Source organism: Pseudomonas kitaguniensis, from assembly GCF_049199985.1.
In the GTDB taxonomy this organism is placed as follows: Bacteria; Pseudomonadota; Gammaproteobacteria; order Pseudomonadales; family Pseudomonadaceae; genus Aquipseudomonas; species Aquipseudomonas kitaguniensis.
On the sequence record NZ_JBLZPT010000043.1, the window covers coordinates 1 to 22876 of the forward strand.

The window sequence follows — 22876 nt, forward strand, 5'->3', positions numbered from 1 at the left end:
CCCTGGTCATCATCGCCCGCAAGCTGGCTCGCATCGCGTTTTCTCTCATGAAAAACCTGAGCGAATACCAGTCGAAAGCGGTTTTGGAGGCTTCCCCAAAACCATAGAATCTCCCACAGTTGACCGCATGCCGGCTTGGGGGAGTGGTAGCTGTGCCGCTTACACGCGAAATTGCCCCTGCTGTTGATTGTTACTGCAGGTTGGTCTGCTCGGCAATTGCGCGAATCACTTCCAGCACCGAACCGATCTTCTCGCTATTGGCCGCCAAACCTTCGATTTGGGCCATGCTGGTGCTTATGTCCGCCACCCATTGCTGACGAATAGCCAGCGCCTGCACGTCACATTGCCTGGCACGCTGCGGCGCCAGAGTTTTTGACATGCGCGCGCGCCTGCTGCAAAGTGCGCGCCCTCTAATAAGACCTCTTAAAGCCTGCACGCTGGTAGCCATCCGAATGGCTGCTCGGGCGCGGGCATGCCTGTTTTTTTGTTTCTGTCTTGAGGTAACCATGATTAACGCAGTCATCGCCGCGGTTGGCACCATGCTGGTGCTCAGCCTGTCCCGCGTGCATGTGGTCATCGCCATTATCGTCGGCGCCCTGGTCGGCGGTTTGACCGGTGGCCTGGGCATCGAGGCCACGCTCAAGGCCTTCAACGGCGGTTTGGGTGGCGGCGCCACTGTGGCGTTGTCCTACGCATTGCTCGGCGCTTTCGCGGTGGCAATTGCCAAATCCGGGCTGGCCCACGCGCTGGCCGACAAGGCATTGATGTTGGTGGATCGCCAAGAGGCTACCGGCGGCAATCACGTCAAATGGCTGTTGATCGGCCTGTTGTGGGCGGTGGCCATTGCCTCGCAAAACATCCTGCCGATCCACATCGCGTTTATTCCGCTGCTGGTGCCGCCGCTGCTGTACGTGTTGACCAAGTTGCAATTGGACCGTCGCCTGATTGCCTGCGTCATGACCTTCGGGCTGATCACGCCTTACATGTTCCTGCCGGTGGGCTTTGGCAATATCTTCCTGAATCAGATCCTGCTGGCCAACGTGGCCAAGAGCGGCGTCGACATCAGCCAGGTCAACGTCACCCACGCCATGGGCTTGCCTGCATTGGGCATGGTGGTTGGCCTGCTGGTGGCGGTGTTTATCAGCTACCGCAAGAAGCGCGTGTATGACCTGGAGAAAATCGAGCGGGTCGAGCAGGTGGCGGTGCAGTACAACCCGCTGACATTGCTGGTGGCCGGCTTGGCGATTGCGGCGGCGTTCATTATTCAGTTGTGGCTGGACTCGATGATCATCGGCGCGTTGGCCGGGTTCCTGATTTTCTCGGTGTCGGGCATCGTGCGCTGGCGCGAAACCGACGACCTGTTCACCGAAGGCATGAAGATGATGGCGATGATCGGCTTCATCATGATCGCTTCGTCGGGCTTTGCCGAAGTGCTCAAGGCGACCGGCGACGTGCGCTCGCTGGTGGAAACCTCGGCGGCGTTTATCGGCCACAGTCGTGGCGTGGGTGCGCTGCTGATGTTGCTGGTGGGGCTGTTGGTGACGATGGGCATCGGTTCGTCGTTTTCCACAGTGCCGATTCTGGCCGCGATTTTCGTGCCGCTGTGTGTGCAACTGGGCTTCAGCCCGCTGGCCATCGTGTGCATCGTCGGTACGGCGGGTGCGCTCGGCGACGCCGGCTCGCCTGCCTCGGATTCTACGCTCGGGCCGACCTCCGGCCTGAATATCGACGGCCAGCACCACCATATCTGGGACACCGTGGTGCCGACGTTCCTGCACTACAACATCCCGTTGCTGGCGTTTGGCTGGATTGCGGCGATGACGCTTTAGCGGGGGGGCTTGCCACAGGGTGCCCTACAGCTATTTCTAACTTGGCCGTTAACCTCTCAAGTCGCCACTAATAAGAGAGAAAAGCCATGCGTCTGAGTTTAAAGGGCAAAGTTTTGGCCCTCGCCGTCGTTCCGGTGTTGCTGTTTGCCGTGGTCATCAGCCTGACCACGGTGTGGATTCTGCAAGGGCAAGCGCGCAACGAGGTGGATGAAACCCGCCAGCGTCTGCTCGATGACGCCAAGGCCACCCTGCAAAGTTACGTTGAGGTGGCGATGACCACCATCAAACCGCTGTACGACGCGGCTGCCCCCGGCGATACCGCGGCGCGGGCCGAGGTGGTCAAGCTGCTGTCGAATACACGCTACGGCAAGGACGGCTACTTCTTCGGCTACGACTCCGAAACCATCCGCCTGTTCAAGGGCAACAGCCCGGACGGCGTGGGCAAGAGCTTCAAGGACAACCGCGACCCCAACGGCGTCTACGTCAACCGCGACCTGGTCAAGGTCGGCAAGGACGGCAGCCATTACCTGCAATACAGCTCAACCCAGCCGGGGCAAACCGAACTGGTGCTCAAGCTGGGTTACACCGATTACCTGCCGAAGTGGGACATGGTGATAGGGACCTCGGTGAACCTGGATGGCATCGAAGCGCAGGTGGCGGTGGTCGAGGCCAAGGTCGAGAAGCGTATGGAAGGCGTGCTGCTGAGCATCCTCGGCCTGGCGGTGGTGGTGCTGCTGGTGATCGCCGCGGTCGGCATGGTGGTGGCCAATACCATTCTGCGGCCGTTGAACCTGATGAAAGCCAACCTCGACGACATTGCTGCCGGCGAGGGCGACCTGACTCGCCGCCTGGCAATCACCAGCCACGATGAGCTGGGTGATCTGGCTGGCGCGTTCAACCGTTTTGTCGACAAGATCCACGGCTTGGTGCGCCAGATCACCGAGATGACCACGCAACTCACGGGGCTGGTCAGCCAGGTGTCCGACCAGGCCCAACGTTCCGAACGGGCGATGGAGCGTCAGCGCCACGAAACCGACCAGGTGGCTACCGCGATCAACCAGATGTCCTCCGCCGCACACGAAGTGGCGCGCAGTGCGCAGGGCGCCGCCGTCGCCGCGCAACAGACCGATGCAGAAGGCCAGGCCGCCAAGCGTGTGGTGGACGGCAGCATCGCGCAGATCCATGCGCTGGTGAACGATATTCGTAGCAGCGGCGTGTCCCTCGACAGCTTGCAGCAGGATGTGTCGTCGATTGTCAGCGTGCTCGGGGTGATTCGCTCGATTGCCGAACAGACCAACCTGCTGGCACTCAACGCCGCCATCGAAGCCGCGCGGGCCGGTGAGGCCGGGCGTGGTTTTGCGGTGGTCGCCGACGAAGTGCGCGCCCTGGCCAGCCGCACCCAAACCAGCACCCAGGAAATTCAGGGCATGATCGACCGCCTGCAAAAAGGCACCGAGGCCGCTGTGGATGCAATGCGCCGCTCCAGCGATGCCGGTGATGGCACGTCGGCCCAGGCCAACCAGGCCGGGACGTCACTCGATACCATGGCCCAGTTGATCGGCACCATCAATTCGATGAACGCGCAGATCGCCAGCGCCGCCGAGGAGCAAACCGCCGTGGCCGAAGAGATCAACCGCAGCGTGCACCAAATTGCCGTGGCGGTGGACAGTGTGGCCGATGAAACCCGGTTGGGCGCGCAAACCTCGCGCAGCCTGGCTGACCTTGGTCAGCGGTTGGGGCAATTGGTCGGGCAGTTCAAAATCTGACACCGCAGCGGCCGTTGCTAAGAGACAGCACGCATCAGCAGGCCGAAGCGTAAATCCATCTGCGCAGGGATCGGCACATACACCGTGTGCCCATCGCCCGGCGCCACGTCGATCGCCTCGCCCTCGGCGTTATGCATCATTGCCAAGGCGAAGTGAACGTTGCCGGCGGGCGTCATCAACTCCAGGTGGTTACCCACCGCAAAGCGGTTCTTCACCTTGACCTCGGCCAACTCGCCGCAGCGCTCGCCGGTCAGTTCGCCGACGAATTGCTGGCGCTCCGACACTGAGCTGCCGTGCTGGTAATTCTGGTATTCGTCGTGCACATGGCGGCGCAGGAAACCTTCGGTGTAACCCCGTTGGGCGAGCGATTCCAAATCGGTCATCAAATGGCGGTCAAAGGCGCGACCGGCCACCGCATCATCAATTGCCTGGCGATACACCTGAGTGGTGCGCGCGCAGTAGAAGTGCGATTTAGTACGGCCTTCGATCTTCAACGAATGCACGCCCATCCGGGTCAAGCGTTCCACATGTTGCACGGCACGCAGGTCCTTGGCATTCATGATGTAGGTGCCGTGTTCGTCTTCAAACGCCGGCATCAGCTCATCCGGTCGATTGGCTTCTTGTAGCAAGAATACTTGATCAGTCGGCGCACCGATGCCCAGTGTCGGTTCCGGCGGATACGGCTGGACGATGTCGCCGGTGGCGTTTTCCACGGCCGCAGTGGCCTGGTATTTCCAGCGGCACGCGTTGGTGCAACTGCCTTGGTTGGCATCGCGCTTGTTGAGGTAGCCCGAGAGCAGGCAGCGCCCGGAATACGCCATGCACAAGGCACCGTGCACAAACACTTCGAGCGCCATGGTCGGGACCTGCCGGCGGATCTCGTCGATCTCTTCCAGTGACAGCTCGCGTGACAAAATAACTCGGCAAATGCCTTGCTGCTGCCAGAACTCCACGCTCGCCCAATTCACCGTATTGGCCTGCACCGACAAATGAATCGGCATCTGCGCGAAGTGGCGGCGCACCAGCATGATCAGCCCGGGGTCGGACATGATCAGTGCATCCGGGCCCATCGCTATCACGGGCGCCAGGTCGTTGAGAAAGGTCTTCAGCTTGGCGTTGTGCGGTGCGATGTTCACCACCACGTAGAAGCGTTTGCCCAGCGCATGGGCCTCCTGAATGCCGAGCGCCAGGTGGGCGTGGTCGAACTCGTTGTTGCGCACGCGCAGGCTGTAACGCGGCTGGCCGGCGTATACCGCATCGGCGCCGTAAGCGAAGGCGTAGCGCATGTTTTTCAGGGTGCCGGCGGGGGCGAGCAGTTCGGGGGCGAGAATAGGCGGCATGGTCGGCACTGGGTTCAAAAAGTGCCGCAGGTTAGTGCAAGTGTGAACCGTCGTTATTGATCTGCGTCTACGCTTGCAACAAAGATGGCACTCGCAGGGCTTGCAGCGGACTAAGCAGCAGGGCGCATATACGCACCCGGCTTTTTGACATGGACCGGACATGAATCAAACCAACCTGCAATTCAAAACCCTGCTGTTACTGCTGGTGCTGGTGACCATCGCTTTTATCTGGATATTGCTGCCGTTTTATGGCGCGGTGTTCTGGGCGGTCATCCTCGGCATTATCTTTGCCCCGATGCAACGGCGCCTGCAAATGCGTTTCGGCTGGAACCGTAACCTGACGTCTCTGACCACGTTGACGGTGTGCCTGGTCATCGCGATTCTGCCGGTGATCATTACCAGCGTGTTGCTGGTGCAAGAGGGCGCGACGCTGTACAAAAATATAGAAAGCGGTCAGTTGGATGTGGCGGGCTATATCGAGCAGTTCAAAAACTTCCTGCCGCCGTACTTCCAACACCTGCTGGACCGCTTCGGCATGGGCAACCTCGAAGGCCTGCGCGAAAATATCGTCAAAAGCGCGATGCAGGGCAGCCAGTTTTTCGCGACCCAGGCGTTCAGCTTCGGCCAGGGCACGTTTGATTTTCTGGTGAGCTTTTTCATCATGCTCTACCTGCTGTTTTTCCTGCTGCGCGATGGCCCGGAGCTGGTCCGCAAAGTGCGCACGGCGGTGCCGTTGGCCGAGCCGCAAAAGCGTCGGTTGCAGCTCAAGTTCAACCGTGTGGTGCGCGCAACGGTCAAGGGCAACGTGCTGGTGGCCGTGACCCAAGGTGCGCTGGGCGGTTTGATCTTCTGGTTTCTGGATATTCCCAGCGCGTTGCTCTGGGCGGTGCTGATGGCGTTTCTGTCGCTGTTGCCAGCGGTGGGCGCGGGCATTGTGTGGGGCCCGGTGGCCGCTTACTTCCTGTTAAGCGGCTCGATCTGGCAAGGCGTAGTGCTGGGCTTGTTCGGCGTCTTTGTGATCGGGCTGGTCGACAACGTGCTGCGCCCGATTTTGGTGGGCAAGGACACCAAAATGCCCGACTACCTGATCCTGATCTCGACCCTCGGCGGCCTGTCGGTGTTTGGCCTGAACGGGTTTGTGATCGGGCCGCTGGTGGCGGCACTGTTTATATCCAGTTGGGCGCTGTTCGTCGAAAGCAAGCCACGGGTCAAACTGCCGTTGCCTTAGCAGGGGGGGAGCAGCAAGCTTGAAGCTTCAAGCTTCAAGCTTCAAGCTGCAAGCGATCAGGCTTGTAGCTTATAACTTGTAGCTTGCAGCTGCTTCTGTGCCGCGTTTAACGAGGTGAGCGGGCCGCTGATGGGCTCGCCATCGCGTACCACGTACCAACAGGCCAGCAACCCATGCTCCCGAAGAGAAGCGGGGACGGCGCTGCCGATAACGGACATGATCTGAACAGTGGGCATAAGGACCTCCAATTGCTATTGGGGTCACCATACGGGCCTGATGCCCGGAGGAAAAATCAACGGGCTCGATAGTCGACATCAACGCCAGACGTCAGTCGACTACCTGGTCAAGCATGCTCACCACTTCCTGTTCGCTGATCAGGCCTTTGAGCACCAGGTTTTCTGCCAACAGCGCCAGGAACTTCGCGCTGCGGTGGCCTTCGAGGTGCTTGAGTTCGGTCAGCGCACTATAAACCTTGCTGGAAGTACACAGGCCAGCGGTGCGGTGTGGGTTTTGCGTGGGCATCGGTCGATTGTCCTTGTTGTTGTTGGGTGGACAGGGTCAATAGTGAGACTGTTTCGTGACGTCAACATGACAGCCCGAAGCGCGTTTGGGCAAGTAGACATTGGCCATAATGATGTACGAATACGCCTCGACCATTGTCCTCACAGCGACCTTGGCATTAGCAACCTGGACGTGCGGGCAAAAAAAGGCCCCGCGTGTGGGCGAGGCCTGTTCCTGTCATGTCAACTTAGTGTTACCAGCCACGGCCGTAGTAGCCGTGGGGAGGGCCGTAGTAGCCACGCGGTGGGCCGTAATAGACCGGCGCCGGGCGGTAATAAACCTGTTGTTGCACATACACCGGTGGTGGCGGTGCGTAATACACCGGTGGAGGCGCGGCGTACACCGGCTGCGGCTGCACGTACACTGGTTGTTGCTGCACGTAGACCGGCTGGGACTGGCTGGCAACCACGGAACCGACTACGGCTGCGCCAACCAAAGCACCCAATACGGCCGGGCCACCCCAACCACCACCGTGAGCTGAGGCTTGGCCTGCCATAGCGAGTGCGCCGATAAGCAAGGCGATTTTGGGGATTTTACGAATCATGGTCATTCCTCGGTTAGCCCCTGCGCTTGTGGTCTGCAATCAATAGACTCAAGGATTGTCGCGGGGATACTTTTAAGACAACGTATTTCTGAAAAACAGCACAGCCGATAGGTAAAGGTTGTGTAAGGTCTGTACCGATTTGCTTACTTAAAGGAGTTTGCCATGCAGATGCACCCCAACAAGGACACCCAGCTGTGTATGTCATTGTCGGCACGCCCCGGAAACTTTGGCTTGCGGTTTCACAACCATCTGTACGAACAGCTGGGTTTGAACTTCTACTATAAGGCTTTCAGCAGTCAGGATTTGCCCGGCGCGATCGGTGGTATACGGGCGCTGGGCGTCCGTGGTTGTGGCGTGTCGATGCCGTTCAAGGAAGCCAGCCTCGCGCTGGTCGATGAGCTGGACAGCTCGGTCAAGGCGATCGCGTCCCTCAACACTATCGTCAACACTGACGGCCAGCTCAAGGCCTATAACACGGACTACATCGCCGTCGAACAACTGCTGAAAAAGCATGCTGTACCCAAGGCTTCGTCCTTTGCCCTGCATGGCAGCGGCGGTATGGCCAAGGCGGTGGGCAGCGCCTTGCGCGATGGTGGTTATGCGAATGGCGTGATTGTGGCGCGCAATGAGCTGGCCGGTCGCGCGCTGGCGCAAAATTTGGGCTACGAGTGGCAGGCAGAGTTGGGGCCGTTGCGCCCGCAGATGTTGGTCAATGTGACGCCGATTGGCATGACCGGCGGGGCGCAGGCGCAGCAGTTAGCTTTTGCGGCTGAGGCTGTTGATGCGGCTGACACGGTGTTTGATGTGGTGGCGATTCCGGCTGAAACGCCGTTGATTATGCTTGGGCGCGCCAAGGGTAAGCGGGTGATTACCGGGTTGGAGGTGATTGCGATCCAGGCGTTGGAGCAGTTTGTGCTGTATACCGGCGTGCGGCCGACGCAGGCGCAATTTGAGGCGGCGGTGGCGTTTGCGAGGGTTTAAAACGGTGGCTGGCTTATAAGCTCAAGAGCGCTTTTGTGGGAGCGGGCTTGCTCGCGATTGCGCTTTGTCAGTTGAAAAATACTTATCTGACGCAGCGCAATCGCGAGCAAGCTTGCTCCCACAGTTGACGGAAGTCGGCTTGAAAGATGGGCTGGCGTTCCGGCGCTATCAAACGGCTATGTACTCAACAAATCCGCCATACCATTCCAGCCAGCTTTAGCCCTGTTCAAGCTGCGCCAGCCGCTCTTCCAGCGCCGCAATCCGCGCTTCCAGCTCTTCGATACGGTCCACAGAGACCGAGCTGCCGGCCCCACGCTCCACCGGGCTGCCTCGTGCTGCGAGTATCACTTCAATGTCCGCGGGGTCTCCCAGCGCATGTGTATAACGGTCCTCGCGTTGCCCCGCTTGACGTGGCACCAGCAGCGCCAGCCCGCGCGCAATCAGGCGTTCGAGCTGGTGCACAACCTGTTCGGCATCTTCGAAATCATGCATACGCCCGCTGCGCGTCAGCAGTTCGTTGACTGTTTGCGGCCCGCGCAAAAACAGCAGCCCGATCAGAATCACTTGGGCGGGTACCAGCTCCAGCGCCTTTTCTACGCGATGTTCCCAGCGGTCGGCGCGGCTGCCCATCACCAGGCGCGTAAAACCTTGGGCTTCAAGCGCACGCAAGCTCTGGCCGACCTGGCCTTGGCTGAGGTTCGTCACCGGTTCGCGGCTGGTTTTCTGGTTACAGGCCAGTACCACGGCATTCAGGGTCAGGGGATAGGTTTCCGGGTTGGTCGCCTGTTTTTCGATCAGGCAGCCCAACACACGGATTTCCGTGCTATTGAGGCGCGGCTCAGGGGTGTCGGTGTCGTGCTCGGCGGTCATCGCGCTTTCCCTATGCAGTGAGCCCCCTAGCCTAATCCTGAAAAAATAAAAGACAAGCTGCGGGCGGGTCTATAATCGCGGCTGGTTCCAACCCTGCCATTACCGTGAGACTTTCATGACTATTTCCCTGTACGCCGCCTCCATCCCGGTCTTCAAGCAAATGCTCAGCGCCCTGAGCGATGTGCTGAACAAAGCCGAAGCCCACGCTACCGCCAAAAACATCGAGCCGAACGCCTTGCTGCAAGCGCGCCTGTTCCCGGACATGTTCCAACTGGTGCGCCAGGTACAGATCGCCGTCGACTTCGCCAAAGGCGTTTCCGCGCGCCTGGCCGAGATCGAAGTGCCCAAATACGAAGACAGCGAAGTGACCTTTGCCGACCTGCAAGCGCTGATCGCCAAAGTGCTGGCATTTGTCGACACCATCACCCCGGCGCAAGTCGATGGCAAAGAAGGCATCGAGATCATCACCCGCCCCGGCACCCCGAAAGAGAAGCGCTTCAGCGGCCAATCCTACCTGCTGACCTACGGTTTGCCGCAGTTCTTCTTCCACGTCACCACCGCTTACGCCTTGCTGCGTCACAACGGTGTGGAAGTGGGCAAGCGCGATTACATGGGCGCGTTCTAATTAAATAGCCGCTTTATAAGTGCATAAAAGCCCGAGGTCGTTCGATGACGAATAGCCTCGGGCTTTTTTGTACCTGATGATTACGCAGGTTGCGCTTCCTTGCCCAGGCACGCCGCTGCGGTAAACAGCACATCGGTGGACGAATTGAGCGCCGTTTCTACCGAGTCTTGCAGCACGCTGATGATGAACCCGATAGCCACCACCTGCATGGCGATCTCTGCGGGAATGCCAAACAGGCCGCACGCCAGCGGAATCAGCAGCAGCGAGCCGCCGGCGACGCCGGATACGCCACAGGCACACACCGCTGCGACCACGCTGAGCAGCACCGCGGTGGGCAGGTCTACGGCGATGCCGAGGGTGTTCACGGCTGCCAGGGTCAGCACCGTGATGGTGGTCGCGGCACCGGCCATATTGATGGTCGCGCCCAGTGGTATCGACACTGAATAGGTATCTTCATGCAGGCCCAAGCGTTTGCTCAACGCCAGGTTTACCGGAATATTCGCCGCCGAACTGCGCGTGAAGAAGGCGGTAATGCCGCTTTCGCGCAGGCACATCAGTACCAGCGGGTAAGGGTTGCGGCGCAGTTTGCAGAACACGATGGCCGGGTTGATCACCAGCGCCACAACCAGCATGCAGCCGATCAGCACGACCAGCAGGTGGGCGTAACCGAGCAGCGCGCCGAAGCCTGAGGTGGCCAGCGTCGAGGCCACCAGACCAAAGATGCCCAGCGGCGCGAAGCGAATCACTGTGCGCACGATCACTGTCACGCCGTTGGACAGGTCGCCCAACACGCCGCGGGTGGTTTCACCGGCATGGCGAATCGCAATGCCCATACCGATGGCCCAGGCGAGGATGCCGATAAAGTTGGCATTCATCAACGCGCTGACCGGGTTGTCTACCGCGCTTAGCAACAGGCCTTGCAGCACCTCGGCAATGCCGCCGGGCGCGCTGACGGTGGCGCCCTGCGTGACCAGCACCAGCGTCGAAGGGAACAACGTGCTGGCAACCACCGCAACCGTGGCGGCGGAGAACGTGCCGAGCAGGTACAACAACAAAATCGGTTTGATATGGGTTTGCTGGCCATGCTTGTGGTTGGCGATCGAGGCCATTACCAACACAAACACCAAAATCGGCGCCACAGCTTTGAGCGCCCCAATAAACACCGCGCCCATAATGTCAGTGGCGCGTGCTACCTCGGGCAACAGCAAGGCCAGCAGGATGCCGGCGATCAGGCCGATGACGATTTGCGTGACCAGGCTGACGCGTGTCAGTCGCTGGAAGCGTGAAGGGGTGGCAGTCATAAGCAGTCGTCTCTGGTTATTTTTAGAAGGCACAGCATTGCAGGCAGAAAGCACTGTAAGAAGCAGGCGCAAGGTGCTATCGGCTGTGGGAAGGGTCCTATATGACGAGACATTTCATCACTCGCATCCGTAGGCCTTCGCCAACTTCAGACACGCTCTGTTAAGATTTCACGCTCTACTCTTTCCTATTCGTCAGCGGGCCCTTTGGGCTGCCGTTCCTGACGGCGTACTTCGCGCGGTTCCAGCGCAAGCGCCTGTTCATTACCATCTTGATCATGTTCGCGGTGGCCAATACGGTTGCGGCATTGGCACCGAATATCCGGGTGATGGCGCTGGCGCGTTTGATTCCGGCATCGATTCTGCTGGCACTCTTGCTGATGACCGCCAAGCCGGTCGCCGCCAGCGCCTGAGCCGTCAGGGCAGGGCGGTGAACAGCTCGCGCCTGGCGCCTTCGGTAATCGCCACGATGCCGGGGTGCTTGACCTTGCGCTCCACCGAGATCGCGTAGAACGACTCGGTCACCGCCTCGGTCTGGCCTATCAGCACCACCGCGTACTGGCGCACCACCTCATCGGCGATCACGCTGGGGGCGATAAATATGCCGCTGCCGGATTGCCCGAATGCCTGCATCAAGGCGCTGTCGTCGAACTCACCGATGATCTTCGGTTGAATCTGCTGCTCGGCAAACCAGCGCTGCAAGCGGCTGTGCACCACCGTTTCTGCCCCCGGAATCAACAGCGGCGCACCCTGCAAGCACTGTGGGAAAGCGCCGTTATGCCTGTCAGCCAACGCTTGGGTGGCGAAAAAACTGATGCCGCATTCGCCCAGCTTCTGGCTGTAACCCTTAATGTCCAAGTGCGTAGGCATGGGGCTGTCGGAGATCACCAAGTCCAGCCGCTGAATCGCCAAATCGGCCAGTAAACGCTCGAGTTTGTCCTCGCGGCAGGTAATGCGGATAGGTTCGCTCAACGCCATGGTCGGCGCGATCAGGCGGTAGACAATCGATTTGGGCACCACATCGGCCACCCCGACGCGAAACAGAATCTGTTGTTCATCGGGCTGCGCACGCAACAATGCCTCCAGCTCATTGCCGGTTTGAAACATCTGCTCGGCGTAGGGCAAGGCCCGGCGCCCAGCCTCGGTGAGTTCCAACTGGCGACCGACGCGCTGAAACAAGGCGATACCAAATGTCTCTTCAAGCAAGCTGATCTGCCCGCTGATGGTCTGCGCCGTGAGGTTCAACTGCTCACAGGCGCGAACGATGCTGCCGGTCTTGGCCACTACCCAGAAGTAATGCAGCTGTCGATAATTGAGCATGGCGGTCTACACTTCGTAAAAACCGAAGTATACGCCGGATAAATACGAATTTTCCTGAACTGTACGCTTGCATAGAATGCCTCGCTATCGAGGGCCCACTTTTTGGGCCCAATGGTTTTAACGAGGAACACCGCATGAAACTCAATTTTCTGGGCGCCGCGTCGTTGCTTGCGCTTTCATTGGTAATGATCAGCGGCTGTGATCAGGTTGAAAAAAGCGCGCAACAGGTGATGGGCAAGGCCACCGAATCCGCTAAACAAGCTATCGATGAGACCCACAAGGCCGCCGAACAGGCATTGAGCGAAGCCACGCAAGGCCTGATCAGCCCGCAAGAGCAGGACGATCAGGAAGAAAAAGAGTCTGAATCAAACAGCAAAGAAGCCTAACTTCCCGGCACAACCTCAGGACTGACCTATGGATTACCTTGTACAACTGGCCGCCAGCCCAACCGCCTGGATCGCTTTGGCCACCTTGATCGTGATGGAAATCGTGCTGGGCATCGATAACCTGATCTTTATCTCGATTCTCACCAACAAATTGCCGGAGAAGCATCGGGCCAAAGCGCGGCGTATTGGTATCAGCATGGCGTTGATATTGCGCCTCGGCCTGTTGAGCACTATCGCGTTTATCGTGCAGTTGACCACCCCGGTATTTGAAGTGTTTGGCCAAGCGTTTTCGTGGAAGGACATGATCCTGATCGCCGGTGGCTTGTTCCTGGTGTGGAAGGCGACGACCGAAATCCACCACAGCATGGACCCGGAACCTGAGGAGAAGAACAGTGCCGGTGCTGCGGTGTCCATCGGATTCGCGGCGGCGATTGGTCAGATTTTGTTGCTCGACCTGGTGTTCTCCATCGACAGCATCATCACGGCAGTGGGCATGACTGAGCACTTGCCGATCATGATTATTGCGGTGGTGACCTCGGTGATTGTGATGCTGGTGGCGGCTGAGCCGCTGGCCAAGTTCATCAACGACAACCCGACAGTGGTGATGCTGGCCCTGGGCTTCCTCATCATGATCGGCATGACGTTGATCGCCGAGGGCTTCGGCGCCCATGTGCCAAAAGGCTATGTGTACGCGGCCATGGCGTTCTCGGCGGCGATCGAGTGCCTGAACATCGCACGGCGCAACCGCCACAAGCGTTTGCTCGCCGCCCGGCAGTAGCGTCTGCACCTAAAAGCCGGCTGAGCGCTTAAGAGCCCAGCCGGCTTTTTGCTGTCTGATAGAATCCGCCCACTAGTTACCTTGAGGTCCACCCATGAACGAGCCGATTCGCCTTACCCAGTACAGCCACGGCGCGGGGTGCGGCTGCAAGATTTCACCGCAGGTACTGGAAGTAATCCTGGCCGGCAGCGGCGCGCAAAACCTCGACCCCAACTTGTGGGTGGGTAACGCCTCGCGGGACGATGCCGCGGTTTACGCTATCGACGACGAGCGCGGCGTCGTTTCCACCACTGATTTTTTCATGCCGATTGTCGATGATCCTTTCGACTTCGGCCGCATTGCCGCCACCAATGCCATCAGCGACATCTACGCCATGGGCGGCGACCCGTTGATGGCCATTGCGATTCTCGGCTGGCCGGTGAATGTATTGGCGCCGGAGATTGCCCGTGAAGTGATCCGTGGCGGCCGCGCGGTCTGCGACGCCGCGGGTATCCCGCTGGCGGGTGGCCATTCGATTGATGCACCGGAGCCGATCTTTGGCCTGGCCGTGACCGGCATCGTGCACAAGCGCCACATGAAACGTAACGACACCGCCACTGCGGGCTGCCGCTTGTACCTGACCAAACCGCTGGGCATCGGCATCCTCACCACGGCCGAAAAGAAGGGCAAGTTGCGCGAGGCAGACATCGGCCTGGCCCGTGACTGGATGTGTACGCTGAACAAACCCGGCAGCCGTTTCGGCAAACTGGCCGGTGTGACCGCCATGACCGATGTCACCGGTTTCGGTTTGTTGGGCCATTTGGTGGAAATGGCCGACGGCAGTGGTCTCACCGCACGCATCGAATACGCCAAAGTCCCACGCCTGCCTGGGGTGGAGGATTACCTGGATCAGGGCTGCATGCCCGGTGGCACCTTGCGCAACTTCGACAGCTATTCGAGCAAACTGGGGCGTTTGCAGGAATTGCACAAGCGCGTGCTGTGCGATCCGCAAACCAGCGGTGGCCTGTTGATTGCCGTGACCGCGGAGGGCGACGCCGAATTCCACTCGGTGGCCGTCGAATTGGGCCTGCACCTTGCGCCGATCGGCGCACTGGTTGAGCGTCAGACCCACGCGGTAGAGGTGTTTTGATGGCAACTGACATCACCGACTACCGCGATATTTTCCTCAACGATCGGCCGATGATGGATACCCGCGCGCCCATCGAATTCATCAAGGGCGCGTTTCCCGGGGTGATCAACCTGCCGCTGATGACCGACGACGAGCGCCAGCGCGTCGGCACTTGCTACAAGCAGCAGGGCCAGCAAGCCGCCATCGTGCTCGGGCATGAACTGGTGTCGGGCGCGATCAAGGCTGAACGTATCGAACAGTGGGCGCAGTTCGCCAAAGCCAACCCCGACGGGCACCTGTACTGCTTTCGCGGCGGAATGCGCTCGCAGATCGTTCAGCAATGGCTGAAAACCGAGGCGGGCATTGACTATCCGCGCGTCGGCGGTGGCTACAAGGCCATGCGCAACTTCTTGCTGAACACGGTGGAGCAGGCGACTGCCGAGTGTGATTTTGTCTTGCTGGGCGGCATGACCGGCACCGGCAAGACCGAGGTACTCAACCAGTTGCACAACGCCCTCGACCTGGAAGGGCATGCCAACCACCGCGGTTCCAGCTTTGGCAAACGCGCCACGGCGCAACCGTCCAACATCGACTTCGAGAACCGCCTGGCGGTAGACCTGCTGAAAAAGCGCGCGGCCGGTATCGAGCAGTTTGTGGTCGAGGACGAGAGCCGTATGATCGGCAGTTGTGCGCTGCCATTGCCGCTGCATCAGGGCATGCAGATGTTTGCGATGGTGTGGCTGGAAGACAGTGTCGAAGGCCGCGTCGAACGAATTCTGCGCGATTACGTGGTCGACCTCTGCGCCGAGTTCATCCAGGTATTTGGCGAAAACGGTTGGGCGCTGTTTGCCGAGCGCCTGACCCAGAGCCTGGCGAATATCCACAAGCGCCTTGGCGGCGAGCGTTTCCAGCGGTTGCAGACGCTCCTGCAGGATGCCTTGGCGGAGCAGGCCCGCAGTGGCGCTGTGGACTTACACCGGGTGTGGATCGAAGGGCTGCTGCGTGAGTATTACGACCCGATGTACGCCTTCCAGCGTGAAAGCAAAGGCGCACGGGTCGAGTTTGCGGGAGAGCAGGGCGCGGTGGTTGAGTACCTGCGCGAGGGCGTGGTCAGGCGAGGTTGATAGGGTGTGGCTGATGGCCTCTTCGCGAGCAAGCCCGCTCCCACAGTTTGACCTTATTCACCGATCAAACTGTGGGAGCGGGCTTGCTCGCGAAAGGGCCATCAGCCGCATCAACTAACTAAAGAAGAACCGCGCCAATCAACCCGCACACCACGCCAACCAGCATGGTCAGCCCGGCCACCGTCACCAGCACCCGCGCATCGAAATCCTTGCGCAGCATCAGCAGTGACGGCAGGCTCACGCTGGGCAGGGTCATCAGCAAGGCCACGGCCGGGCCGGTGCCCATGCCCAAGGCCATCATGGTTTGTACGATAGGGATTTCGGCGGCTGTAGGAATTACGAACAGCGTGCCGACGATTGCCAGCGGCACCAGCCACACCAGGCTGTCGGCCATGGCGCCGTCGATATGAGGGAACAGCCAGACCCGCGCCGCGCCCAATACCAGCACGGCGACGATATAAATTGGGATCGTGCTCCAGAACAACTGCCACAAGGTGCGCAACCAGCGGCTCAGGAACGGTTGCGACTCGACTTGGCTGACATCGGCCACCGCGTCCAATGCGGCTTCGGGCACTTGGTCGGGTCGGGCAATCCGCTGCGCCACCAAGGACACGCCGACCACCAGCACAACCCCCGCGACCAGCCGTAACGCGGTAAAGCCCCAGCCCAGCACAAAGCCCATGAACACCAAGGTCGCCGGGTTCAATACTGGGTTGGCGATCCAGAACGCCAGTGCCGCGCCCACCGACACGTGCTGGCGGCGCATGCCCGCCGCTACCGGGGCTGCGCAGCAACTGCACATCATGCCCGGCAAGGCGAACAGCCCGCCGCGCAGCGTCGAGCCCAAACCGGCACGGCCAAACAGGCGCAACAGCCAGTCACGGGGGATCAATACTTGCAGCAACGAACCCAGAATTACCGCCAACACGGCGGCCTTCCAGATCGCCAGGAAATACACTTGGGCATAGGCCAGCGCTGCCGCCAGCGGGGCAGTTTGCTGGTCATTCAGAATCGAGGCGCCGATGCTGTGGTTATCCGCCGCCACGAAGGCCTTGAGGTAGTAGGGCGACCACTTCACATAGTAGAGGCCAATGCAGGCGACCAGCAGGAATAGCGCGGGTTTGTACCAGAAAGACCAGCCCCGGTTGGGCTGGGTGGAGATGAGGTTGGGCATGATGCTGATCCGCAGAATGAGTCAATAGCGCAGCATCATACGCGTGTGTCGCTCAGGCATCAGATGTCCGCGCTGATCTGGGTCGCATCCGGGCAGGTTTGCTGGCCGTTATTCAGGCCTTGTGTGTAGTTGCGGCTCAGCAGCGACGCCTTGCCGTTGTGCCAGGTCAATTTCAGTACGTAAAGGGTGTCGTAATCACTGCCCGACCAATCTTCAGTAATACGTTGTTTTTCACCCGAGGCTTCACTGGCCACTTTGTTGATCAGCTCCGGCAAGTAGCCGTGGGACCAGGCGGTGTAGATAATCGAGTTGTGGTACTTGTCTTCGACCAACTCGTCGGCGAGGGCGCTGGTGTCGTTGGCGGAGAATTTGATGTTTACCGGCAGGCCGAGCTTAATGGCGCTGGGGCTGATGGTCATCAGTGGCCGAATGTAGCTGTAGGAGTTGTCGTGCTCACCTTCCTCAACATTGCGTGTCGGGTTGGCGGCAAATACATAGTTGGCCTTGCCGAATTTTTCCGGCAGCACGGTGGCCAGGTTCATCGCGCGGTTCAGGCCCTGGCAGTTGAGCTGGCCGAGACCGCCTACGGGTTTTTCGCCGTGGCGCAGGAATACCAACGTTTGTACGCCGTCCACCGGCTCGGCGCTGCTGATGCGCGACTCAAGTGTCAGACCGACGGCGCCGCCCGCCAAGAGCAGCGGCAGCATGACGTATGAATATCGTTTAAGGCGTTGCGCAAGGCACAGAGGCTTGATTGTCATTGTGGGTTCGAGTCTTCAGTGCATCGGATTAGGGCTGACAAGCCCGGCCCCAGTGACGCATCCGGCGTCCTGTGGTTTTCCGTGTCGGTGTAACAGGGTGTCTCCTTTCACCGTAATGGCGCACTTAAGAGTGTGTTCAGGCTCTTTGGTTCGCCTGCGCGGGAGACTAGCGCAGCTATGTTGCGTATTGATGACCCATGCAGGACGGCGGGCACATGACTATCATGGGGGCTTTATGCCCAGGTATTTCCCGATGAACGCAATCGCCGCCTTCCCAATTCATAGCAAATGGCCTGCGCAGCACCCGGAGCGCTTGCAACTGTACTCGCTACCTACGCCCAACGGTGTAAAAGTCTCGATCATGCTCGAAGAGCTTGGCCTGCCGTATGAGGCGCACAAGGTCAGCTTCGAGACACAGGACCAGCTGTCGCCGGAGTTTTTGTCGCTGACCCCCAACAACAAAATCCCCGCAATCATCGACCCCAATGGCCCGAGCGGGCAGCCGCTGGCGTTGTTCGAGTCCGGCGCTATCCTGATTTACCTGGCGGAAAAAACCAGCCAGTTGTTGTCCGAAGACCCGACAACGCGTTATGAAACCCTGCAATGGCTGATGTTTCAGATGGCCGGCATCGGGCCGATGTTCGGTCAACTCGGATTCTTCAATAAATTTGCCGGCAAGGATTACCCGGATAAACGCCCGCGTGATCGCTATGCGGCCGAGTCCCGACGTTTACTCGGTGTACTGGAAAAACGCCTGCTGGGCCGCACCTGGATCATGGGCGACGACTACAGCATCGCCGACATCGCCACCTTCCCGTGGGTCCGCAACCTGATCGGTTTCTACGAGTCCGGTGACTTGGTTGGCATTGCTGATTTTCCTAACGTGCTGCGCGCGCTGGACGGCTTTGTCGCACGCCCTGCGGTGATCCGCGGCCTTAACATTCCGAGCTGACGCATGCCAACGTTCGATTTTAAACAGCTGGATGTGTTCAGCCGCGTCGCGCTTAAAGGCAACCCGCTGGCGGTGGTGCTCGGTGCCGACAGCCTGACCGATCAGCAAATGGCCGACTTCGCCAACTGGACCAATCTCAGCGAAACCACGTTTTTACTGACGCCGCGCGACCCACGCGCTGACTATCGGGCGAGAATTTTCACCACGCTCAAAGAACTGCCGTTTGCCGGGCACCCGACGCTGGGCAGTTGCTACGCCTGGCTGCAAGCGGGTGGCCTTGCGCAAGGAGAAGAGATCATTCAGGAGTGCGACATTGGCCTGGTGCGCATCCGTCGCGAAGGCGATGAGCTGGCGTTTATTGCGCCGCCGTTATTGCGAACAGGTTCAGTAGAGGCGCCGTTGCTTGCGCGCGTGTGCCTGGCGCTGGGCTTGGCCCCCGAGGCCATTGTGCGCAGCCAATGGGTTGATAATGGTGCGGGTTGGCTGGCGGTGATGCTGGCTGATCGCGACCAGGTTCTCGGCTTGGAGCCGGACTATTCGCAGTTACACGGTTTGGCGGTAGGCGTTATCGCCCCCTGTGACCCGACGCGCGACGCTGTGGACGCGCACTTCGAAGTTCGTGCCTTTATCGCCGGTGACGGCGCTCAGGAAGACCCCGCCACCGGCAGCCTGAATGCTGGCGTCGCCCAATGGTTGCTGGGTGAAGGCCTCGCGCCCCAGGTTTACGTAGTCAGCCAGGGCACGGCGATCGGGCGCGCGGGGCGTATTCGTGTGGAGCGCCAAGGCGACGACATTTGGATCGGCGGCGCGGTGGCGGTGTGCATCGAAGGGCGTTTACAGCTCTAGATCAATCAATTGTTACGGGCCGCGCAATACACTATTGGCCCCTTGGCATTTGTGCTGCCGGGGCCAAGGGGCATAAGCTTTTGCCCCAAAGATTTTTGCCTTAGCTATTTAGCCTCAAAATCAGGAAAGCCATGACCAGCCAGTTCCCCCAAGCCCGCCCACGTCGCCTGCGCCGCTCCCCGGAGCTGCGTGGCTTGTTCCAGGAAAGCGAATTCACCCTCAACGACCTGGTGCTGCCGATTTTCGTCGAAGAAGAAATCGACGACTTCGTGCCGATCACCAGCATGCCCGGCGTGCAGCGCATCCCTGAGAAAAAATTGGCGGCCGAGATCGAGCGGTATGCCCGTGCCGGGATCAAATCCGTTATGACCTTCGGCGTGTCCCATCACCTCGACGCCAACGGCAGCGACACATGGAAGGAACGTGGTCTGGTCTCGCGCATGTCTTCGATCATCAAGGACGCCGTGCCGGAAATGATCGTAATGTCCGACACCTGCTTCTGTGAATACACCGACCACGGCCACTGCGGCGTGATGCACGGTGCCCATGTCGACAACGACGCGACCCTGGTTAACCTCGGCAAGCAAGCAGTGGCCGCCGCACGCGCCGGGGCTGACGTGATCGCGCCGTCGGCAGCAATGGACGGCCAGGTCCAGGCCATTCGCCGCGCCCTGGATGACGCCGGCTTCACGCATATTCCGATCATGGCCTACTCGACCAAATTCGCCTCGGCGCTCTATGGCCCATTCCGCGAAGCCGGCGGCAGCGCGCTCAAAGGCGACCGCAAAAGCTACCAGATGAACCCTATGAACCGCCGCGAAGCTGTGCGCGAATCGCTGCTGGACGAACAGGAAGGCGCCGACGCGCTGATGGTCAAACCCGCGGGCGCCTACCTCGACATCATCCGCGACATCCGCGAAGCCTCGCGCCTGCCGGTGGCCGCTTACCAGGTCAGCGGCGAATACGCGATGATCAAATTTGGCGCCCAAGCCGGTGCAATTGATGAAGATCGAGTAGTGCGTGAGACGCTGGGTTCGATCAAGCGCGCCGGTGCGGATTTGATCTTTACGTATTTTGCGATGGATTTGGCGCTGGCGGGGATCTGATACCGACGCGTAATACTGTGGCGAGCGAGTGTGCTCGGTCGCCACGCCTGCTTTTACTCAAAAGTCGCATGTTTGTGTTGCGATTTCTTTTGGCCAACGGCCTATCTATCAGTTGATATTCCGCTTTCGCTCAAAACCGAGTACACGTGTTTTAACCACGATACTCCGTCTTTCCATTCGTGGGGATAGTAATAGCTGCAGCCGATATCGGAAAACAGAAAGTCCTGAAGTTCTTGTTCGGATTGGGTGATCGCTATCAAGGCGTTAAGTTCTTTTTTTACGATTGCCATTGTTTCCGGTGAGGCTTCAGATATGAAACTTGCGATCACTTCATTTGCGTCGTTGTGTTCATCGACCCAGTCCTGATTAAAATAGCCAGCTAGAAATTGCTGTAATTCGGGAAAGTCTTTGTTCATGGGTTTGGGTATCCAGTGTGAATTATGTAACCGTCTGGCATTCTTTGATTTTTTCGAATGACCAAGTAAATTTCTTTGCCGGGTGCAGTTGTCTGGCTTCCCCTTTTTAAACTCATACCTACTGGCTCTTGAGTTGTTTGGATAATGACGGTTTGGCTATCATTACTATTAAGGAAGTTATTTATTTTAGTTTGGTTTTCGGCCAGTACTTTTGAAATGATTGACTCGGCTGTTGCAAGATCAGAAAAAGTGGACGCAGTAGGGATATGAGGCTCTTGCCTCAATCGTTCAGCGAGTTGTTCTCTGGTTCTGCCTACATGCCTTTCTATCAAGTGTCCACCAGCAGATTCGTGCGCCCGTAAGCCTCCTCCGGGAACTATTGCACTACATGCACCGCTGGGGCAGTTAGCAGGCTTACTACTCAATCCCAGCGGATCAACCCATCCCGTAGGGTTGGGCACATACTGATACGCGTTGATCCCGCCCGCCAGCTTCACCGGGTCCGGCGTCAGGTAGCGGCCACTGTCTGGATTGTAGTAGCGATGGCGGTTGTAGTGCAGCCCGCTTTCTTGATCGAAGTATTGGCCCTGGAATCGTAGCGGGTTGTCGACTTTTTCTATGTCCAGGCGAGCGACCTGGCCGTAGGCGCGGTAATGCGCGGACCAGACAATTTCGCCGTCAGGCGCGGTGAGTTCTTGCGGTGTGCCGAGGTGGTCGAGTTGATAGTGGAAGGCTTTGGTTTCACTCGGACCAAAGCCTTCCAGCAGCGCCAACGGCCGAAAGCTGTCCGGCTCGTAGATATAACTGCGATGACGGTCGGCGTGATGCTCGGTAATCAGCTTGTCGCCTTGCCAAAAAAACTCTGTGGTCTTTTCGTCCACGGTTTTGCTGATGCGCCGCCCAAACGGGTCGTAGCGGTAGCGGGCGGTTTGCCCGTTGGGTTGGGTGATGCCAATCAGCCGGTGCTGGCAGTCGTAGCGGTATTCGGTGACGAGTTGATGGCCTTTACCGCGCCTTTCGCGGATCAGGTTGCCGAAGGCGTCGTAGTCGTAATGATGGTCGCCCTGGATCATCAGGCGGTTGCCGGCAACGATGTCGGGGCCGGGGCGGTCTTGCATCAGCAGGTTGCCGGCCGGGTCGTGACCGAAACGTTCTTTTACGTCTTGTGAGTGATTGGCGTGGGTCAGGCGGGCGAGGGGGTCGTAGTGGTAGTCGTGCTGGCCCTTGCGGGTGTCGAGAATTCGGCTGAGGTTGCCGCTGTTGTCGTAGTCGTATTGGCGCTGGTAGAGGGGGTGTTCCTGTTGGCTGACCGCGTGGGCGTGCAGGCGGTTTTGCTCGTCGTAGTGGTAATGACTGAGCAGTTGGCCTTGCTGGCGTTGGCGCTCGCGGCCAGCATTGAACAGGTGCGAGGTCAGCAACCCGCCGTTTAATTCGACGGTGGCGAGTTGACCGCCTTTGTCGTGATTGAACACCAGGCGGTTGTTGTCCGGCAGGCGAAGGTGTTGCAACTGACCGCACGCATCGTAGCCGTAGCGCAGAGTGCCCCAGCCTTGGTGCTCGGCGGTGAGGCGGTTTTGCGTGTCGTATTCGTAGGCCAGCGCCCAGTGGTTGTCGTCGACGCTGAGGAGATTGCCTTGGCGGTCGTAGGCGTAATCAACAGTCGTACTGTCGGGCAGCGTTTTTCGTACAAGCCGCCCGGCGTGGTCGCGTTCGTAACAGGTGATTAGCTGACTGCTATCGTCGCCATGCTCGGTCTTTTCCAGCAGGTTGCCGTTGAGGTCGTAGACGTAAGCCGTGCGCTGGCCGTCAAAGCCGGTTTCCTGTTGGATCAGCCCGTTAGGGTGGTATTGCAACCCATAAACT

The 22876-nt window shown here is 59.3% G+C and carries 23 protein-coding genes and 3 pseudogenes; 14 read left to right on the plus strand and 12 right to left on the minus strand.

Features of this window, described 5'->3' with window-relative positions; translation table 11 throughout:
* Window positions 1-196: 196 nt before the first annotated feature.
* A pseudogene (locus ACOZK9_RS26840) lies at window positions 197-286 on the minus strand (hypothetical protein); the annotation flags it as partial.
* Window positions 287-509: 223 nt separating this feature from the next.
* On the opposite strand from ACOZK9_RS26840, the gene ACOZK9_RS26845 reads away from it, so the two are divergent.
* The 3 genes and pseudogenes from ACOZK9_RS26845 (at window position 510) to ACOZK9_RS26855 (ending at window position 3595) form a co-directional block, all read left to right on the plus strand.
* On the plus strand, window positions 510-1829 hold the full coding sequence (locus ACOZK9_RS26845) for a Na+/H+ antiporter NhaC family protein (protein WP_172980016.1): 1320 nt from the start codon (window positions 510-512) through the stop codon (window positions 1827-1829).
* Between the two features lie 86 nt (window positions 1830-1915).
* Window positions 1916-2737 (plus strand): annotated as a pseudogene (locus ACOZK9_RS26850) (cache domain-containing protein); the annotation flags it as partial.
* 102 nt (window positions 2738-2839) lie between these two features.
* Window positions 2840-3595 (plus strand): methyl-accepting chemotaxis protein, encoded by a 756-nt coding sequence (locus tag ACOZK9_RS26855; protein ID WP_421556949.1) that lies wholly within the window; start codon window positions 2840-2842, stop codon window positions 3593-3595.
* A gap of 17 nt (window positions 3596-3612) precedes the next feature.
* Here the strand turns inward: ACOZK9_RS26855 and trhP are convergent, their stop codons facing one another.
* Window positions 3613-4935, minus strand: a complete 1323-nt coding sequence (gene trhP / locus ACOZK9_RS26860) for a prephenate-dependent tRNA uridine(34) hydroxylase TrhP (protein WP_152751828.1) — start codon at window positions 4933-4935, stop codon at window positions 3613-3615.
* A gap of 160 nt (window positions 4936-5095) precedes the next feature.
* On the opposite strand from trhP, the gene ACOZK9_RS26865 reads away from it, so the two are divergent.
* Window positions 5096-6163: an AI-2E family transporter gene (locus ACOZK9_RS26865; protein ID WP_058414977.1), complete on the plus strand. Its 1068-nt coding sequence runs from the start codon at window positions 5096-5098 to the stop codon at window positions 6161-6163.
* A 56-nt stretch (window positions 6164-6219) separates the two neighbouring features.
* Here the strand turns inward: ACOZK9_RS26865 and ACOZK9_RS26870 are convergent, their stop codons facing one another.
* From ACOZK9_RS26870 to ACOZK9_RS26880, 3 genes are all read right to left on the minus strand, one after another.
* Window positions 6220-6399, minus strand: coding sequence for a hypothetical protein (locus ACOZK9_RS26870; protein ID WP_058414976.1), 180 nt, complete (start codon window positions 6397-6399; stop codon window positions 6220-6222).
* A 91-nt stretch (window positions 6400-6490) separates the two neighbouring features.
* The gene (locus tag ACOZK9_RS26875; RefSeq protein ID WP_058414975.1) at window positions 6491-6685 is read right to left on the minus strand and encodes a hypothetical protein; all 195 of its coding nucleotides are present in this window, start codon (window positions 6683-6685) and stop codon (window positions 6491-6493) included.
* Between the two features lie 232 nt (window positions 6686-6917).
* Window positions 6918-7274 carry a hypothetical protein gene (locus ACOZK9_RS26880; RefSeq protein ID WP_122251340.1) on the minus strand — a complete coding sequence of 119 codons (357 nt, stop codon included), beginning with the start codon at window positions 7272-7274 and terminating at the stop codon, window positions 6918-6920.
* A 156-nt stretch (window positions 7275-7430) separates the two neighbouring features.
* On the opposite strand from ACOZK9_RS26880, the gene ACOZK9_RS26885 reads away from it, so the two are divergent.
* Entirely contained in the window at window positions 7431-8249 is an 819-nt protein-coding gene (locus tag ACOZK9_RS26885; protein WP_152751826.1) for a shikimate 5-dehydrogenase, read from the plus strand.
* A gap of 216 nt (window positions 8250-8465) precedes the next feature.
* On the opposite strand, the gene ACOZK9_RS26890 is transcribed toward ACOZK9_RS26885, so the two are convergent.
* On the minus strand, window positions 8466-9119 hold the full coding sequence (locus tag ACOZK9_RS26890; protein WP_152751774.1) for a YceH family protein: 654 nt from the start codon (window positions 9117-9119) through the stop codon (window positions 8466-8468).
* A 115-nt stretch (window positions 9120-9234) separates the two neighbouring features.
* Between ACOZK9_RS26890 and ACOZK9_RS26895 the strand changes: the two genes are divergently transcribed.
* A complete protein-coding gene (locus ACOZK9_RS26895) occupies window positions 9235-9744 on the plus strand; it encodes a DUF1993 domain-containing protein (RefSeq protein ID WP_058414971.1) in 510 nt (169 codons plus the stop codon).
* Window positions 9745-9824: 80 nt separating this feature from the next.
* Here ACOZK9_RS26895 and sstT read toward each other — a convergent pair whose 3' ends face one another.
* Window positions 9825-11045 carry a serine/threonine transporter SstT gene (gene sstT, locus ACOZK9_RS26900; protein WP_122251337.1) on the minus strand — a complete coding sequence of 407 codons (1221 nt, stop codon included), beginning with the start codon at window positions 11043-11045 and terminating at the stop codon, window positions 9825-9827.
* 212 nt (window positions 11046-11257) lie between these two features.
* Between sstT and ACOZK9_RS26905 the strand changes: the two are divergent.
* A pseudogene (locus tag ACOZK9_RS26905) lies at window positions 11258-11398 on the plus strand (MFS transporter); the annotation flags it as partial.
* Between the two features lie 61 nt (window positions 11399-11459).
* Here ACOZK9_RS26905 and nhaR read toward each other — a convergent pair.
* Entirely contained in the window at window positions 11460-12362 is a 903-nt protein-coding gene (gene nhaR, locus ACOZK9_RS26910; RefSeq protein WP_058414969.1) for a transcriptional activator NhaR, read from the minus strand.
* A gap of 134 nt (window positions 12363-12496) precedes the next feature.
* Between nhaR and ACOZK9_RS26915 the strand changes: the two genes are divergently transcribed.
* The 4 genes from ACOZK9_RS26915 (at window position 12497) to mnmH (ending at window position 15758) form a co-directional block, all read left to right on the plus strand.
* Window positions 12497-12748, plus strand: a complete 252-nt coding sequence (locus tag ACOZK9_RS26915; RefSeq protein WP_122251336.1) for a hypothetical protein — start codon at window positions 12497-12499, stop codon at window positions 12746-12748.
* Window positions 12749-12776: 28 nt separating this feature from the next.
* A complete protein-coding gene (locus tag ACOZK9_RS26920) occupies window positions 12777-13526 on the plus strand; it encodes a TerC family protein (protein WP_058414967.1) in 750 nt (249 codons plus the stop codon).
* Window positions 13527-13620: 94 nt separating this feature from the next.
* The gene (gene selD, locus ACOZK9_RS26925) at window positions 13621-14655 is read left to right on the plus strand and encodes a selenide, water dikinase SelD (RefSeq protein WP_152751778.1); all 1035 of its coding nucleotides are present in this window, start codon (window positions 13621-13623) and stop codon (window positions 14653-14655) included.
* Window positions 14655-15758 (plus strand): tRNA 2-selenouridine(34) synthase MnmH, encoded by a 1104-nt coding sequence (gene mnmH / locus ACOZK9_RS26930; RefSeq protein ID WP_421556947.1) that lies wholly within the window; start codon window positions 14655-14657, stop codon window positions 15756-15758. The genes selD and mnmH overlap by 1 nt, the downstream gene beginning before the upstream one ends.
* A gap of 118 nt (window positions 15759-15876) precedes the next feature.
* Here mnmH and ACOZK9_RS26935 read toward each other — a convergent pair whose 3' ends face one another.
* A complete protein-coding gene (locus tag ACOZK9_RS26935; RefSeq protein ID WP_152747961.1) occupies window positions 15877-16932 on the minus strand; it encodes a permease in 1056 nt (351 codons plus the stop codon).
* A 59-nt stretch (window positions 16933-16991) separates the two neighbouring features.
* Window positions 16992-17693: a hypothetical protein gene (locus tag ACOZK9_RS26940; protein WP_058414963.1), complete on the minus strand. Its 702-nt coding sequence runs from the start codon at window positions 17691-17693 to the stop codon at window positions 16992-16994.
* Window positions 17694-17946: 253 nt separating this feature from the next.
* On the opposite strand from ACOZK9_RS26940, the gene ACOZK9_RS26945 reads away from it, so the two are divergent.
* From ACOZK9_RS26945 to hemB, 3 genes are all read left to right on the plus strand, one after another.
* The gene (locus ACOZK9_RS26945) at window positions 17947-18645 is read left to right on the plus strand and encodes a glutathione S-transferase N-terminal domain-containing protein (RefSeq protein WP_058414962.1); all 699 of its coding nucleotides are present in this window, start codon (window positions 17947-17949) and stop codon (window positions 18643-18645) included.
* 3 nt (window positions 18646-18648) lie between these two features.
* Window positions 18649-19491: a PhzF family phenazine biosynthesis protein gene (locus ACOZK9_RS26950; RefSeq protein WP_152751781.1), complete on the plus strand. Its 843-nt coding sequence runs from the start codon at window positions 18649-18651 to the stop codon at window positions 19489-19491.
* Window positions 19492-19622: 131 nt separating this feature from the next.
* On the plus strand, window positions 19623-20597 hold the full coding sequence (gene hemB, locus ACOZK9_RS26955) for a porphobilinogen synthase (RefSeq protein WP_058414960.1): 975 nt from the start codon (window positions 19623-19625) through the stop codon (window positions 20595-20597).
* A gap of 101 nt (window positions 20598-20698) precedes the next feature.
* On the opposite strand, the gene ACOZK9_RS26960 is transcribed toward hemB, so the two are convergent.
* Both ACOZK9_RS26960 and ACOZK9_RS26965 read right to left on the minus strand, forming a co-directional pair.
* Window positions 20699-21013, minus strand: coding sequence for a contact-dependent growth inhibition system immunity protein (locus tag ACOZK9_RS26960; RefSeq protein ID WP_152751782.1), 315 nt, complete (start codon window positions 21011-21013; stop codon window positions 20699-20701).
* Window positions 21010-22876 (minus strand): RNase A-like domain-containing protein (locus ACOZK9_RS26965; RefSeq protein ID WP_421556948.1); only part of this gene is annotated, 1867 nt, incomplete at its 5' end. The genes ACOZK9_RS26960 and ACOZK9_RS26965, both read right to left, overlap by 4 nt.